The sequence below is a fragment of the Mesorhizobium sp. C089B genome (genome assembly GCF_030323125.1).
In the GTDB taxonomy this organism is placed as follows: Bacteria; Pseudomonadota; Alphaproteobacteria; order Rhizobiales; family Rhizobiaceae; genus Mesorhizobium.
This window is the reverse complement of record NZ_CP100469.1, coordinates 6,597,723-6,609,674: the sequence shown is the minus strand read 5'-3', so window position 1 is coordinate 6,609,674 and position 11,952 is coordinate 6,597,723. Positions and strand designations below refer to the sequence as shown.

General features: G+C 63.9%; 9 protein-coding genes and 1 pseudogene. 3 read left to right on the top strand and 7 right to left on the bottom strand.

Annotated features, from left to right (window positions below):
- Window position 1 precedes the first annotated feature (1 nt).
- From NLY44_RS32150 to NLY44_RS32140, 3 genes are all read right to left on the bottom strand, one after another.
- Window positions 2–394, bottom strand: coding sequence for an AtpZ/AtpI family protein (locus NLY44_RS32150; protein ID WP_023668486.1), 393 nt, complete (start codon window positions 392–394; stop codon window positions 2–4).
- A 265-nt stretch (window positions 395–659) separates the two neighbouring features.
- Window positions 660–1,844 (bottom strand): cell wall hydrolase, encoded by a 1,185-nt coding sequence (locus tag NLY44_RS32145; protein ID WP_023668487.1) that lies wholly within the window; start codon window positions 1,842–1,844, stop codon window positions 660–662.
- Between the two features lie 137 nt (window positions 1,845–1,981).
- Complete coding sequence (locus tag NLY44_RS32140; RefSeq protein WP_032905269.1) at window positions 1,982–3,277, bottom strand: MFS transporter; 1,296 nt, start codon at window positions 3,275–3,277, stop codon at window positions 1,982–1,984.
- A 117-nt stretch (window positions 3,278–3,394) separates the two neighbouring features.
- Between NLY44_RS32140 and NLY44_RS32135 the strand changes: the two genes are divergently transcribed.
- Entirely contained in the window at window positions 3,395–4,303 is a 909-nt protein-coding gene (locus NLY44_RS32135; protein ID WP_023687102.1) for a LysR substrate-binding domain-containing protein, read from the top strand.
- 232 nt (window positions 4,304–4,535) lie between these two features.
- Here the strand turns inward: NLY44_RS32135 and der are convergent, their stop codons facing one another.
- Both der and NLY44_RS32125 read right to left on the bottom strand, forming a co-directional pair.
- Entirely contained in the window at window positions 4,536–5,966 is a 1,431-nt protein-coding gene (gene der, locus NLY44_RS32130) for a ribosome biogenesis GTPase Der (RefSeq protein ID WP_031356247.1), read from the bottom strand.
- 76 nt (window positions 5,967–6,042) lie between these two features.
- Window positions 6,043–6,705 (bottom strand): tetratricopeptide repeat protein, encoded by a 663-nt coding sequence (locus NLY44_RS32125; RefSeq protein WP_023687101.1) that lies wholly within the window; start codon window positions 6,703–6,705, stop codon window positions 6,043–6,045.
- Window positions 6,706–6,898: 193 nt separating this feature from the next.
- Between NLY44_RS32125 and NLY44_RS32120 the strand changes: the two genes are divergently transcribed.
- Entirely contained in the window at window positions 6,899–7,903 is a 1,005-nt protein-coding gene (locus NLY44_RS32120) for a polysaccharide deacetylase family protein (RefSeq protein WP_023687100.1), read from the top strand.
- A 26-nt stretch (window positions 7,904–7,929) separates the two neighbouring features.
- On the opposite strand, the gene sbmA is transcribed toward NLY44_RS32120, so the two are convergent.
- Entirely contained in the window at window positions 7,930–9,198 is a 1,269-nt protein-coding gene (sbmA, locus tag NLY44_RS32115) for a peptide antibiotic transporter SbmA (RefSeq protein ID WP_023687099.1), read from the bottom strand.
- A 115-nt stretch (window positions 9,199–9,313) separates the two neighbouring features.
- Window positions 9,314–10,471 (bottom strand): YbfB/YjiJ family MFS transporter, encoded by a 1,158-nt coding sequence (locus tag NLY44_RS32110; RefSeq protein ID WP_023687098.1) that lies wholly within the window; start codon window positions 10,469–10,471, stop codon window positions 9,314–9,316.
- 255 nt (window positions 10,472–10,726) lie between these two features.
- Here NLY44_RS32110 and NLY44_RS32105 point away from each other — a divergent pair.
- A pseudogene (locus tag NLY44_RS32105) lies at window positions 10,727–11,916 on the top strand (integrase core domain-containing protein).
- The last annotated feature ends 36 nt before the right edge of the window (window positions 11,917–11,952 follow it).

Genomic DNA, 11,952 nt, shown 5'->3' with positions numbered 1-11,952 from the left:
TTCATTCTTTCGGATCGTGCGACTTCTCGCTTTTTCCGAATTCCGCCACAACACCTGACGAACGCAGGACATTGAGCACGCCGGCGCCAAAGCCCAGCAACAAGCCGACGACCAGACCCCATGGCGAGGTTCCCGCCACGCGATCCAGAAACCAGCCAAGGCCCACACCCACCACTATCCCGGCGATGAACTCGCTGGACAGCTTGAGCGCCTGGCCATATCCGGCCGTCGCCTTCGCGCCGTCATTCCCCTCGAGCTGATCCGGCCGTCTTGTCGCAAGCGATGCTCCAAGCTCACGCCGGCGGCGTTCGAGATCTTCGTCGCGGATGTCGGCCTCGTGCTTGCTGCCGCGGCCGGTTTCTCCGGTTCCGTCTGGCCCGTTCTTGTCGGCCATCGTAACCCCCCTGCCCGGTCAGACCGTCACCGTCCGTCCGCTTCTAAAGTCGCCGGCAACATAGTTAGAGGGTTTGCGCCCGTCAAGCCACGGGCGGGACTTCAAAGCCATGTATTTTTTCTATCGGAATCAACCACTTGGAGAGGTGCGACATCGTGCCCGGCACTATCGGGTCGGCACATGCCCCGAATCCGTCCGGCGACCGTTGTCCGATTTCGGCTTCCAGGGCCTTTGCGGTTCGTTTGCGACAGGCAAGCCGAAGGGCTCAGCTCCAGCCGCCGCCATAGGTGCGGTAGAAGATATGCAGGCCGATCTTGGTCATCTTCTGCATCGTGCGCGCCCAGCCCGGATGGACGTAGTTGGCGTAGTAGTGGGTCGATGAGCCGACTTCGGGAATGAATATCTTGCCGGCGGTGACCGCCATCGCGACGTCCTGCGCGGTCTTGTAATGGGCGGGGCTCTCGATGCGCTTCTTGCGGCCGTCGCAGGCGAAGGAGAACTGGCAGCGGTTCAGCCAGTTGTCGTTCTGGTAGACGACGCCGCAAATCGAGTTCGGATAGGCCGGATTGCGGACGCGGTTGAGAATGACCTGCGCGACGGCGGCCTGGCCGCGCACGGATTCGCCGCGCGCCTCGAAATAGATGCCGTTGGCGAGGCAGGCCTGCTCCTTCGTGGAGAAGACGCTGGCCGGCAGCGGGTTCTGGATCCACGAGTGGTCACCCTTGGCCATCGGCGGAATGAAGCGCCCGCTGCTCGGCTCCTCGTCCTGCAGCAGCGCTTCGAAGGGTGAGGCCTTGGCGTAATCGGGTTCGGCCTGGGCATAGGCGGTGGCCAGCACGTCCGGTCTGTCATTGTTGACCAACGCGGCAAGCATGGCCGGCACGCCGGGATCGGGCTTCTTGTCCACGTTGGTGTGGAAGGCCTGGGCGATCTGGATTTCCTTGCCCTTGATGCCGGGCTTGGCGAAGGCGAGCTTCAGGCCGCTGTCCATGCTCGGCCGCAGCAGCGAGGACGTGCGCTGAAAGATCGAGCCGGCATTGAAGTTCTTCGGCGGCGCCACCGGCGAGACCTGGATGATGCGGCCCTTCTTGTCGGCGCGCATGATGCGGTCCTCGTCGGGCGTGATGCCGGCGACATTGCCCTTGCCGCGAAACGAGACCTTGCCGACGCCGGGCAGGCGCACGCCCGAGCCCGAGAGCGAACCGGTGGTGACGGAATCGATGAAAGGCATTTCGGCGGCATGAACCGAGCCGGCGACGGAGCGCTCGACATAAGAGTTCCAGCGGGTGCCCGAGGCTTCGAGGCCGGAAATCAAGCTGCCCATGTCCTGGTAGGCGACGACAGTTGGAAAGCCGATCCAGATGCCGAGCCCGATGACCAATGGCGATACGAAGGAACGTTTTTTCTCACCGGCGGCGGCGGCCAGCCGCTTCAGGACACGTCGATGCACGGGGAACTCTCCAGAAACGCCACTGAGCCACTGGAGAGCCAAAGTGAAGCATTAACCTTGATGCGGGGTTAACGCGGTTGATCGTGTTTTTCCGAAGCGGCCCGAAATGGGACGCCGCTTGCAGGCCGGCCAACCCGTCAGTTCGGCCGCAGGAAAATTGGCCATGCAATCATGGCGCAGAGCGCGCCCACCAGCCAGACGCCAGGCCACGACCAGATGAGCAGCAAAGCCGGAATGGCGGTCGGCACCACGAAGAAGGCGATGAAGACGAAGCTGTTGGCAAGACCGAGCGCGGTTCCGGCGCGGCTGGCGCCGGCAAGCGTGGCGAGTTCGGTGTAGGCGACGCCATGCCAGGCGGAGACCGAAATGCCGGCAACGACCAGCAGCACGTCGATCGCCGGGATCAACGCGGCATGGGCGTCTGGCGTGGCTCCTGCCGCCACGACCAGCAGGCCGACGGCCGCGAAGCCAAGCGCGCTTGTCATGCTGCAGAGGCGCAGGAACCAGCGGCGGTTGCCATGGCGGTCGGTGAAGCGGCCGCTCCAGACCCGCATCACCATCGCGCCGGTCTGCACCGCGGCAAGGCTGGCGCTGATCGTGAGCGTGGCCATGCCGGCGAAATCGTGCAGGAAAACGGAGGCGAAGGTGAGCACCGCCACTTGCGGAAAGCAGAGCAGGCCGATGGCGGTGGCGATGCGCCAGACCTCGACATTGCGCAGCGGCGCCGGACCGCCCGACTTTGCCATGGCCATGCTGCCGGCATTGTCCAGTTCCGGCGGCTGGTGCAGCCATCGCCAGGCAAACAGCGCAGAGACGGCGTTCATGGCGGCCAGCAGCCAGAAGACCGCCGCGAAACCGTGCACCGATGCCAGCGACGGCAGGACCAGCGCGCCGAGCCCGCCGCCGAGCGGCACCGCAGTCTGCCTGATGCTCATGGCAAAGCCACGTTCGCCTTCGTGGAACCAGGCCATGATGGCGCGGCCGCTGGAACCGTTGACGCTGCCGCCGAGCAGGCCGGCGACCAGAAGGCACGCGGCCAGCATTGCGACGCCAGGCACATAGGTCACTGAGGGCACGATGAACAACGCCATCAGGGCGAGCCACGCCGCGGTCGCACCAAGGCCGGTCAACAGCACGCCGCGATCTCCCCAGCGGTCGGTGAGCAGGCCCCAGGGCAGTTCGCTCAAGCCGACGCCCAGTCCGAGAAGGCCGAGGACCAGACCGAGATTGCCATTGCTCAAGTGATAGCCCGACCGCAGAAACACCGCCGCCGCCGGTATGCCGGCGAAGGTGGCGGAGAAACTGGCATTGGCGGCAACGCCGATGCCAAGCACCTTCAAGCGATGATTGGCGCGAAATCGTTCAGCCTTCGACCTGACGGCGGCGGCTCGGCCAACCCGGCCTGGCTCACAATTTGCGTCGGCAATCGACATGGCGGGACTCCTGTTGATGCCCTCTCGGGACCTTGACGCCTCGTCTTTACCGCCATAACTTCATCCCGAATATCGGGAATTTTTTGACAATCGTTCCCGAAAAACAGGATCGTTGAGATGCGCCGCGTAACCTTCGACCTCGATGTCCTCCGAAGCTTCGTCACCGGCATGGAACTCGGCAGCTTCGCCAAGGCCGCCGACCGGCTTGGACGCTCGACCTCGGCGGTGAGCGCGCAACTGAAGAAGCTGGAGGACCAGGCGGCGACGCCGATCTTCCGCAAGTCGGGCCGCGGACTGGCGTTGACCGAAGCCGGCGAAACCATGCTCGGCTATGCCAGGCGGCTGCTCGAGTTGAACGACGAGGCGGCCTCGGCCATCCACGACGTGGAACTGGAAGGCTGGGTCAGGCTCGGCCTGCAGGAGGATTTCGGCGAGGCGGTGCTGCCGGAGGTGCTCGGACGCTTCGCCCGCGCGCACCCCAAGGTCAAGATCGAGGCGCGGATCGGGCGCAGCTATGAACTCGCCGAGCGGATCACATCAGGCAATCTCGACATTGCGCTGGCCTGGGACAGCGGCCAGGCGCTGCCTTACAGCCGGCATGTCGGCGACGCGCAATTGCGCTGGATCGGGCCGGCAAAGCTGATCGAGACCAGGCTGCGCGAGGGCGAGGCACTGCCGCTGGTGGCGCTGGAAGCGCCATGCCTGCTGCGCACGGTGACGACCGAAACGCTCGACCGCGCCGGCCTGCCGTGGCGAATGGCCTTCTCCAGCCCCAGCCTTGGCGGCATCTGGGCGGCGGTCGCCGCCGGCCTCGGCCTGACGATCCGCACCGATATCGGCCTGCCGGCCAATGTCAGGGCGATGGCGCCGCAAACGCTGGGTTTACCCGCGCTGCCGACCATGGCGCTGGTGCTGCACCAGAAAGACGCCGAACTGGACCCGGTGGCGGCGCGGCTGGCGGATATATTGTGGCAGGCGGCGGTGGCGGCGCTGCCGCAGGACGAGCGGTTGAGAGAGGTCGCTTAGACGGAAGCGGCTGTCCAGCGTAGCGTTCCGTCACACCCCCCTCTGTCCTGCCGGACATCTCCCCCGCAAGGGGGGAGATTGGATCTCGCGAATGCTTTCGCCAATTTTCAACGTTGCAAGAGAGGCTCCAAAGACGAAACGACTGATCTCCCCCCTTGCGGGGGAGATGCCCGGCAGGGCAGAGGGGGTGCTGTCCCGCCAATCTTGCGGAGAATTCCGCAACCGTCACCGCTCACTTGCGCTTGTTCGCTCTCCCCGCGAACGGGTTGTCCGAAGTCCGCAGCGCTATCCTGATCGGCACGCCGGGCATGTCGAAGGCTTCGCGCAGGCTGTTGGAGAGGTAGCGGACATAGGATTGCGGCATCGCGTCGGGCCGCGAGCACTGGACGACGAAACCCGGCGGCCGGGTCTTGGCCTGGGTGACGTATTTTACCTTGAGCCGGCGTCCGGCGACGGCGGGCGGCGGATGATGCGCAAGAATGCTTTCCAGCCAGCGGTTGAGCTTGCCGGTGGAAACGCGGCTGTTCCACACCTTGTGCGTCTTGATGACGGCATCCATCAGCTTGTCGAGGCTGCGCCCGGTCTCGGCCGAAACCGTCACCGCCTGGATGCCGCGCACTTGCGGCAAAAGCCGTGTGGTCTTTTCGCGCAATTCGGCCAGCAGTTCCTGCGGATTGTCGATCAGGTCCCATTTGTTGAAGGCGATGACCGGCGCCCTGCCCTCGCGGATGATCAGGTCGGCGATCTGCAGGTCCTGCTTTTCGAACGGGATGGTGGCGTCGAGCACGATGATGACGATCTCGGCAAAGCGGATGGCGCGCAGACCGTCCTGCACCGACATCACTTCCAGTTTTTCGTGGATCCTGGCCTTGCGGCGCATGCCGGCAGTGTCGAACAGTTTTAGGCGACGGCCATGCCAGTCCCAGTCGACCGAGATGGAATCTCGGGTGATGCCGGCTTCCGGGCCGGTCAAAAGCCGCTCCTCGCCGATCAGCGCGTTGATCAGCGTCGACTTGCCGGCATTGGGACGGCCGACGACGGCAATGCGCATCGGCTTGGTGTCGTCATAGGCGGGTTCGGCGTCGGGATCGGTGATGTCCTCGCCGATCAGCACCTCGCTGGCGGCGACGTCCTCGGACTCGTCTTCTTCCTCGCCGAAGGCGCGGTCTTTGCCCAGCGCCTCGATCACCGCGTCGCGCAGATCGGGCATGCCCTGGCCATGCTCGGCCGAGACTGGGATCGGCTCGCCCAAGCCCAGTTCCCAGGCTTCCAGCATGCCGCCCTGGGCGCCCTTGGCCTCGGCCTTGTTGGCGACCAGCACGACCGGCTTGCCGGACTTGCGCACGATCTCGGCGAAGGTGCGATCATCGGGCAGCAGGCCGGACTTGGCGTCGATGGTGAAGAAGATCAGGTCGGCTTCGCGGATGGCGATCTCGGTCTGCGCGCGCATGCGGCCAGGCAGCGTCGAGGCGGCGGCATCCTCGAAGCCGGCGGTATCGATGACATCGAAATGCAAATCGTAGAGTTTTGCCGCGTGGACGCGACGGTCGCGGGTGACGCCAGGCGTGTCGTCGACAAGCGCCAGTTTCCTTCCGACCAGCCGGTTGAAAAGCGTCGATTTTCCGACGTTGGGACGGCCGATAATGGCGACTTTGAATGTCATCCGGCCACCCATATCATCGCCCGAACCGCAGCGCACCCTTGGGTCAGTCCCGAGGGCAGGCTTTGGGCGATGCGTATCATGACGCGCCCGAGCCGCGGATCAATTCCGACATCAGCGTCGCCCGCTGGCGCGCGTTGCGCGGGGCGCCGTCATCGGCGGCGATCTGGTCGAACAGTTTCAGCGCATCCTGGGTCTTGCCTTCCTTCCAGGCGGCAAGGCCGAGCGCTTCGCGCGCCGTGTGGCGCAGCGTGTTGTTGTCGGCGGTCAGCGCCTCGACGCGGCTGGAGACGTCGGCGAAGGAGCCGTGATCGACGAGCAGCAGGGCGGCCCGCAGGCGCGCCATGTCGCGAATACCCTGGGGAATGGCGTTGTCGGCGGCGACGCCATCGAAATCGGCGACGGCGGCGGCAAAGTCGCCCTTGTCGGCCTTGACGGTTGCCGCGCGCATGCGGGCGAGCAGCGGATAGGCGCCGTAGCCGTCCTTTTCCAGCTGTTCGAGGGCGGTCAGCGCCTCGTCGCTCTTGCCGTCATTGGCAAGCTTCAGCGCCTGCGAGAAGGCATCGCCGGAGCGGTTGGCGCGGGTCTCGTCCCAATAGCGGTAGCCGACGAAGGCGGCGGTGCCGAGAATCACCAGGATGGCGAGGCCAAGGATCGCCGGACCAAAGCGGTCCCATAGCGCCTGCGCCTGCTCGCGACGGATCTCGTCGTTGACTTCGCGGATAAAACTGTCGTCGGACATCAATCAAAACCATTGCTGCCCCAACAGGGGCGCTTCTTGAGCCCGCGTTTTAGCGAAATTTCGCGGGCATGGAAGGGGCTCGGCAGGAAAATCGGCTAATCGCCGGGCGCATAGCTGCCGACGTTGATCGCACCCACGCCACATTTTGCCGATAGCCGGCTTGGACTGCCTTCAGATCAAGCCCAGATTGCCGATGCCACGTTTGTCCCGCGTTGTTGCGTTTTCCTCAGCCGTGCTTGCCATGGCTGGTGCGGCTTTCGCCGACCCGCCGGCGCCGCCTGCCCCGGCAAAGCCGAAGCAAATCGTCATCATCTCGTTCGACAGCGCCCGGGAGATCTCGCAATGGCAGCGCAGCCGGGCGCTGGCCAAGCGCACCGGCGCGCATTTCACCTACTTTTTGTCCTGCGTCTTCCTGCTGTCGCCGCAGACGCGGGCCGACTACACAGCTCCGGCCAAGTCCGCGGGCAAATCCAACATCGGCTTTGCCGCTTCGAAGCAGGACGTCGCCGATCGGCTCGATCAGATCGGGCTCGCCGCTTCGGAAGGCCATGACATCGCCAGCCATGGCTGCGGCCATTTCGACGGCAAGGACTGGAGCAAGGCCGACTGGCTGAAGGAATTCGCCTCGTTCGGGCACATTCTGGAGAACGCCTATGCGATCAACGGCATAGCGCCCGAGCCGGCAGGCTGGCGCGCTATCGCCCATGCCGTTGTCGGTTTTCGCGCACCCTACCTCTCGACCGGCAAAGGGCTCTACGAGGCCCTGGCTGAAGCCGACTACCACTATGACGCCAGCGGCGTTTCGAACGGCCCGGTCGAGCCGCCGACCGGCGGCGGCCTGACCCGCTTTTCACTGCCACAGATCCCGGAAGGCCCGAGTTCAAGGCCGGTGATCGCCATGGACTACAATCTCTATGTCAGGCATTCCGGCGGTTTCGAGCGGCCGAGCCAGGCAGCCGAGTTCAGCGATCGGACCTACCAGGCGTTCCGCGCCGCCTTCGACAAGCAATATCAGGGCAAGCGCATCCCGCTGGTGCTGAGCTTCCATTTCACGCTGATGAATGACGGCGCCTACTGGAACGCGCTGGAGCGCTTTGCCGACGAGACGTGCGTGAAAGCCGACGTCGAATGCATCAGTTTTCGCGATTATGTGCAGCGGCAACGTGGTAGCGAGAGGCAGGCGGCGGTGGGCGGCTGAGCCGCCAACCGTCTGTGCAAATAGGATCAAGCCGGGTCGGGTTCCTTTGCCTGTTCCTGACGCTCCATGAAGTGGCGATCAATGTCGGGCAGCGGCTCGCCGCGAATCGTTGCCTCGAAGGCGCGAAGGCGCTTGTGAACTGACAGAAGCTCGACAATCGTCGACCAAGAATTGACGAGATACTGGAATGAGTTGGTTACCTGACTGAAGGCTGAACTGACCTGGTTGATGAGACCCAGCGTCAGCGTTCCAGCGATCATGGAAGGCACCATCAGGAAGTAGGAGAAGACGTTGTTGGTCTGAAGATAAAGATAGCGGACCACGTTGAAATACACATAGTGGAAATACAGGCGAAAGTAGTTTTGCCGCACACTCGCAAACAGCTCCGCGACGGTCTGCGGCTGCGCCCGGGCCGGATCGTCCTCACCGTAGACGAGTTCCTTGCGATATGCTGCCTCGACGCGCTGGTTACGAAACTGCAAGCCAGGAAGCTTGATGCCTGCGGTCGCAATGATGACTGTACCGAAGACTGCCCAGAAGATCGCAGCCAAAACCAGCGGCTGAGGAACATGACCGATCAATGGCAACTCTGTGACATGCTTAGAATAACTGAGCAGGATCGGCATGAAAGCGATAAGCGTCATGATGGAATCGACGAAGCTAGTGCCAAGGTCTTCCATTATCTTGGAAAACCGCATCGTGTCTTCCTGCACACGCTGTGCAGCGCCCTCAATATGGCGCAGCTTCGGCCAATAGGACATGTAGTAATTGTTCATCGCAGTGCGCCAGCGAAACACCCAGTGGCTGACGAAGAAGTTTGTCAAAACGAACACGGTAACCGCGACAAGAGCGATACCGAGGAAAGTGATTATTTGAGCGTAAAGATCAGCCTCGGTTGCCTTGACCGTTTTGCTAACGATGCCCTGAATGAGGTCCCAGAATGGTCCATACCATGCGTTGATCGCCACGCTTACCTGCACCTGAAAGTAGGTCGTGAACAGGAGCAGCGAACTGCCGAGGATAGACCATTGGTCCCACGGGTGCGGAGAATACCAGTGCCAGAAGCCATAGAATATCAAAACGCCAAGCGCATAGTAGATGTAGAACCAGAGGAACGGAGGCGACCAGAACACCGAGACGCCTATGATGGGCGGCGCGTCGGCAAGAGCCGGAGGCAAGCCGAGAAACGCGCCAAGCTGGTCAGCACCGAGGAACCAGGCTGCCACGAGAACCGCAGTCCAGACGACGGCCGAGATGAAAAACAGCTTCGGCTGCGGGAAGAAGGATACGAACACTGTGGCGAATTCCTCGGTCGATGCGCAAATCAGCGGGGTTCAGCGGGCATAAAGTCACACATTAGGTGGAAAGCAAATGCCCGTGCCCGATGCCCGGCATCGAGCAAGACCACAATCATGGCGATTTTGGCGCGGCCGACCAGGTGATCCCAGCAGATACCAGCAATACGCCAGCGGCGACGATCGAGGCGAGGAAGAAGTTGCCCGTGGCTTGCGCCAGCAGGCCGGCGACGATCGGACCGACGATCTGGCCGATGCCGAAGGAAGCGGTCATCAGCGCAAAAATCCGGCGCGGCGCCTGCGGGACAAGCAGCCTTGCCGTCTGCAGGCCCAGTGCTGTGACGGCGATGAAGGTGCCGCCGAGCAGGACGCCCGCCAGCAGCGGCCCGGCGGTGCCGCCCATGGCGACGCTGGCGGTGACGCCGACCACCTCGACCAGGCAGCCCACGGCATAGGCGGTATAAAGCCCGATCCGTGCCGCTACCTTCTGCCACAGCCAGACCGAGGGAAAGCCGGCAAGGCCGGTGACCATCCAGACGCTTGCCTCGAAGACGCGGCCGCCGCCGCCCTGGCGCACGATGGCGACCAGGAAGGTCGCCGTCACCACATAGCCAAAGCCGAACAGGCCGTAGGCAACGATGACTTTCATCAGCGACCGGTGCTTCGGCAGCGCCGGTTCGCGGCCGGCCACGCCACCGGCGGGTGCCGTGCCGCCGGCGAGCATGGCGACCAGCGCAAGGCCGCCGGCGGAAATCGCTGCCGACCACAGCCAGCCCGATGCCCAGCCGGCATGTTCGGTGACCAGAACCGCCATCAGCGCCGAGGATGCCGCGATGCCGAGGCCGACGCCGCCGAAATGCAGCGCCTGCAGGTCGCTTCTGTTGGCGGCAGCCAAATGCCCAAAGACGATCGAGGCCATGAACACCATGACGAACGCGCTGGCGAGACCGGCAAGGAAGCGGAGGACGACAAAGGCGGTCATCGTCTCGCTCAGCCCCATCAGGGCGGCGAGCGCAGCACTGGCGGCAAGGCCGCCAAACATCAGCAGGCGCTCGCGCCCATGCGCCCAGCCGCCTGCCGCCGCAAGCGCGCCGACGAGGTAGCCGAGATAATTGGCCGACGCGATCCAGCCGGCATCGGCCGGCGACAGATGCAGTTCTTCCATCATTCCGGGCAGGATCGGCGTGTAGACGAAACGGCCAATGCCCATGGCGACGGCCATGGCGATCATGCCGGCGAGAGCAAGGCGCAAGGGTGATGGAGCGGCGTTCATTGCAGCGCACAATAAGGGTGCGGCCCGGTCAGACCAATCCACTTGCGTTGGGCCAGACTTGGCGGCGGCGACAGTGGCCGTTGGCGTGACTGTGCCGAGGCGCGAGGGCCACTTGGCGTCGCGCCGCCCCGCCTGCCGGCACCTTCTCCCCGTATAGTGACGGGGAGAAGGGGGTTATGTCCGAACCGGATAGATAGGTAACAGAATGGACCGATAGCATGGGTGACAGTTTTCTTGTCCGCCGGAGGACCGGCGATGGTTTGGCGAGAGACTGGCATCATGGACGAGCGGCTACGGTTTGTTGTGGAGTGTCTTTCTGGGGATGAGACGATGGTTGCGCTTTGTGCGGCCTACGGGATCTCACGCAAGAACGGCTACAATGGCTAGGACGCTATCGGACGTTTGGGCCTGAGGGTTTGCACGACCTGCCGCGAGCCCCGCTCAATCATGGCCGGGCGACAGCTCAGGATCTGGTTGAGCGGATTGTGGCGGCCAAGGAGCTGCATCCGCTCTGGGGTCCAAAGAAGATCGTGGCACGGCTCAGGCGCACGGCTCCCGAGTTCATGTGGCCTTCAGCCTCGACGGTCGGCGCGATCCTTGCGCGGCATGGGCTTGTCCGCGCCCGCAAGCGACCCCGCCTGCGGGCCTGCGGCAATGGACCCTGGCCACAGCCGCAAGAACCGAACGCGGTGTGGACTGGCGATCACAAGGGCTGGTTCCGGACCCGCGACGGCTGGCGTTGCGAACCCTTGACGGTGATGGATGCGTCGAGCCGCTATCTTCTGGCGCTCGAAGCGACGGGGTCGACGGCCGATAGCGAAGCCTGGCCGGTGTTCGAACGGCTGTTTGAAGAGCATGGCCTGCCGGATCGCTTCAGAAGCGACAATGGCCCGCCCTTCGCATCGGCCGGCGTCACCGGGCTGACGCCGCTTGTCGTGCGCTTCATCAAGCTCGGCATCACCTTGGAGCGGATCGCACCCGGCAGGCCACAGCAGAACGGACGTCACGAGCGCTTTCACCTGACCATGCTGCCGATGGCCGAGGCACCGGAAGCCGACCGAACGGCACAGGGCCAGGCCTTCGAGACCTTCCGCCACAGCTACAATGAGGAACGTCCCCATGAGGCGCTGGGCATGGATACGCCCGCCCAGCACTACCGGTCCTCACAGCGCGCCATGCCCAGGACACCACCCGAGCCCGTCTATCCGGCCGAGGCCTCGGTCCGCCGCGTGCGCCACAATGGCGAGATCCGATGGAATGGCGGCTTCATATATGTCTCGCAAGCGCTGGCGGGCGAACCGGTCGCTGCGTTGGAGACCGAAGACGGACAATGGACACTCTCATTCCATGCCCACCCGCTCGGCATCATCGACACACGGCACATGAAGCTTGTCCGCCGCAGCGCCGCGCCAACCAATCCGCTTGGCGCTGCGGCGGACGCATAGGGGGAGAGAAGTGTCACCTATATATCCGGTTCAAAG